This is a genomic window from Butyrivibrio sp. (genome assembly GCF_024699075.1).
In genome coordinates this window covers 1-3,461 of record NZ_JAILQF010000423.1, presented here as the reverse complement: position 1 = coordinate 3,461, position 3,461 = coordinate 1, and the positions used below count along the sequence as shown (strand labels likewise).

Sequence of the window (3,461 nt, the reverse complement as noted above, 5' to 3'; positions counted from 1 at the left end):
GATATTGCGAAAATTTATTTGGTATTTATCCGCAAACTTCCGTTGTGATAGACCTGTCATTTGTCGCAATTCTAAAATACACATATTTGGATTTCCTTTCTGATTATATCCAAATATAGTATATCTAATTTAGATACAAATATCAAGCGGCAAGTTTTAAGGAGTTAACCGTCACTTAGGGGGGGCGGTCACGGTGAGTCCATCGAGCTTCATCCCATCAGCTAAAGCTAATGGGTTTTCGCTCGTAAGTAATTTATAAAAATTAGCACCACCATTGATATGTAAAATTAGCAGAGAAGTGATCCTACTCTGCTAATTCATAATTTTTACCAATTCGAAGATTAGCCTTCACAGACAAACTCTTTATCTGAATATGTGTATTTAGTTTTTTCCCCATTAACAACTCCTTCTATACATTTCTCTTCTTCATTAATTGAATAATTGGGGATATTTTCAAAAGATTTCACATATACAAATTCTCCATCTTCATACACATAGACACAATGGGCCATATCTCCTGCCGCGCCTACATGACCAAGGGATATCACCACATCTTTTCGCCCGTCAAAAGTAACATCTACATACTCTGCTTCAAAATCACATGCATCAAAGACATATCTATCTGTATCCATTGATGCTGCCTTTGAAGGATATTCGACTTCAAATGATATTTCTTTGCCTTCAACATTCACAAAAAAGTAATCCTTAACGTGATCATACTCGCCTTCAATACTTTCTTTTCTTCCTATGGAAACACGATAACATTCTTCCTCTGAATCGATATAACTTTCTGCTTCTATCATTTGATCAGACTCTAAAGAAACGTCTTTTTTATCTGTATCATTTTCACTACTATTTTCCTGTTCAGAACTACTTGTTTTATCATTCTGACTTTCTGTAACCGTTTGTGTTGATACATCTTCCGAAGCTGTAAGTGTTGTTGATTCATCACTACTTGTATTTGTATCATCTATATCTGTATTCTCTATTGTTTCTTCATTCTCTTCTTGATATGATGCGTATTCTTCATTTTTTCCGCACCCAGCAATCATCATTATCATTGATATACTGCTAGCTATGACTATGGTTTTTGCAAGTATTTGTCTCTTCATTATCTCTTCTCCGCTTTATTATTCACCAATATATTGAGAATAATTATCCATTAAAGTGTTGTAATATTCTGCACCTTTATCATAAATATCTGTATACTCAGAAATATCTATTCCTTATATACGTTCAAGAAATCACAATTCTTTAAACTCGTCCTGATGCTCTAGAATATAGTCAATGACATTATCTGCTGTAATTTCGCTTACATTATCGCTTAACCAATTAGTAACCGCACTCTTACCCATAGCATATTGGAGATTATCCAAGCCATCTTTACAGCCACAATTTACAACAGCAATAGTTTTTTGACCATTTGACAGCACTGTTATCATATCGTATAGTCCGTCATCATCAACATCATGAATCTTTATTTCTTTAACATCACTGTACTCACTTATATCTACTTTCTCTGATGCGTAGAAACGAGGATGTATATCCATGACAACCGCATTATCTTCAATTATCCAGATATTCGGTCCATCGTCAGTACTTACTATTGCGCAGATAATCTTATCATCTGTGTCATATACACTGACTTCCATTGTTTTATCGGCATTCTCTTCCCACAGTTCACGATTAGAAACGAATCTGTATGGGTTATCGGAATCTCCTGTTTCTTCCAAGGTTATACGCCTTCTATTGTCTTGATAGCCAACCTGAAAAACTATCTGTATACGATTTCCGTCTCGCACCCCCTCTTTGCAGAACACATTTTTATCATAATAGTCACTGATCTGTTTAAAGAAAATGTCGTAATCTTCTACATATATATATCCTGATATCATTGAAGGATCGAAATCTGTTATGCCTGTTTTATTTTCTACAAGTGTTCTGACATCTTCTCCAGATAAAGCTATGAGATCATATTCAACTGAATCAAATTCATCATCTGCATCGAGATAAGCATTTAAAGCTTCCTGAGAGTAATCGCAGTTTTCAATGCCTGCTCCATAAGCCAAAACATCTCCCCAGTCAATCTGGTCTGCATTTTTGTATGATGCAAGTGTAAAGCCATAATTATCTTCCTGATTAAGATATTCCTGTAATTTTTCAAGTTCTGCTTCTGAAAGCGCCTCACCTTCAATCATTTCCGGTGAATCATACTCTGAAAGCTCAACGTTTGTATTTTCAGAATCACCTTCCCCTGTTTCATCTGTGGTGTCATCTTCGACCACATCTTCTTCAGTTATATCTTCTTCAGATTTGCCTTCTGTAGCATCATTTTCATTCTTTGAAATATCATCTTCAGAATCATCAGAAGTTGCATTTATCTCATCTTCAGAAAAATTCTCAACTGATACTTCTAAATCTGCATTTTCTTTTGAATTAAGCTTAAGTTGTGCGCTACTGCATCCGGATAAAACAATAGTAGTTGTCACAACTCCTGCTACAACGTTAACGATTTTTTTCATTTAGTACTCTCCATTTCCACGACTCTCTATATATACTAGATCAAAGCCATTTATAGAAGTTTTTATTCCCTATTCATTTCTATAAATCCTTCAAAATTAGCATCAAGATCATCGATGTTACCTGTGTATGTAACATAAGTAACCTTATCGCCAGAATTACCTTTAATACTTCAACCAATTAATAGGATTTGAGAAATTCTCATCTATCCATTCTTCATAATCGTCTTCTTCCACACCGTTAACAACTAATTCATATGAATAATTTCCATCATCATCTTCGCTAGAATGCTGCTCTGCAAAACAATCTAATTCTACACCATCTCTACCGATTTTCATTGTATAGTAGTAATTGTCTCCGGCACCTCCACTAGCAGAAAACTTTCCATCTTCCTGAAGATTTTCAAATGATCTAACACCTAGGTTTGTACCGTAAAAATGGTTATCTTCTTCTGTTAATATCAGATAATTTCCACCACCATCAAGGATGTGTAAAATCAATTCTTCGCCATTCTGACCATCTAAATCCACAAATACATACTCATCAATTTCTGGCATTCCTTCAGCCATAATTGATTCTCCATATTCTTCAAAAGTCACATCTGAATCAGTCCAATCAAAGCAATAAAATGTTTCTTCATTGTTCAACACTCTTGAATAATTTCCAAACTGATTGTTTGTATCGTTGGCTGTGCTATCCTCTTCTTCTATACTACTTTCTTCACTTACATCATTTGATATATTTTTAGAAGAATCGCTACCATTACTCTCTGTTACTTCATTTTCATTGTTATTATCCAACTGAATATCAGCACATCCTGTTAGAAGCAATATACTCAATAAAGCAACGTTACCCTTTTTAGTCAAAATCTTTAAAATATTCATACCATTCATTTGCTGCAGCTGCCCTTTCATCTTTTTGTTCTATACTATCTGCTGATC

General features: G+C 34.6%; 3 protein-coding genes. All 3 read right to left on the bottom strand.

Annotated elements, in window-relative coordinates:
• Nucleotides 1–341: 341 nt before the first annotated feature.
• The 3 genes from K6G87_RS16895 to K6G87_RS16885 all read right to left on the bottom strand — a co-directional run bounded on the left by K6G87_RS16895 (nucleotide 342) and on the right by K6G87_RS16885 (nucleotide 3,413).
• The gene (locus tag K6G87_RS16895; RefSeq protein ID WP_296839847.1) at nucleotides 342–1,112 is read right to left on the bottom strand and encodes an XAC2610-related protein; all 771 of its coding nucleotides are present in this window, start codon (nucleotides 1,110–1,112) and stop codon (nucleotides 342–344) included.
• A 132-nt stretch (nucleotides 1,113–1,244) separates the two neighbouring features.
• Complete coding sequence (locus tag K6G87_RS16890) at nucleotides 1,245–2,522, bottom strand: hypothetical protein (RefSeq protein WP_296839845.1); 1,278 nt, start codon at nucleotides 2,520–2,522, stop codon at nucleotides 1,245–1,247.
• A gap of 162 nt (nucleotides 2,523–2,684) precedes the next feature.
• Entirely contained in the window at nucleotides 2,685–3,413 is a 729-nt protein-coding gene (locus K6G87_RS16885) for a hypothetical protein (protein WP_296839843.1), read from the bottom strand.
• Between the last annotated feature and the right edge of the window lie 48 nt (nucleotides 3,414–3,461).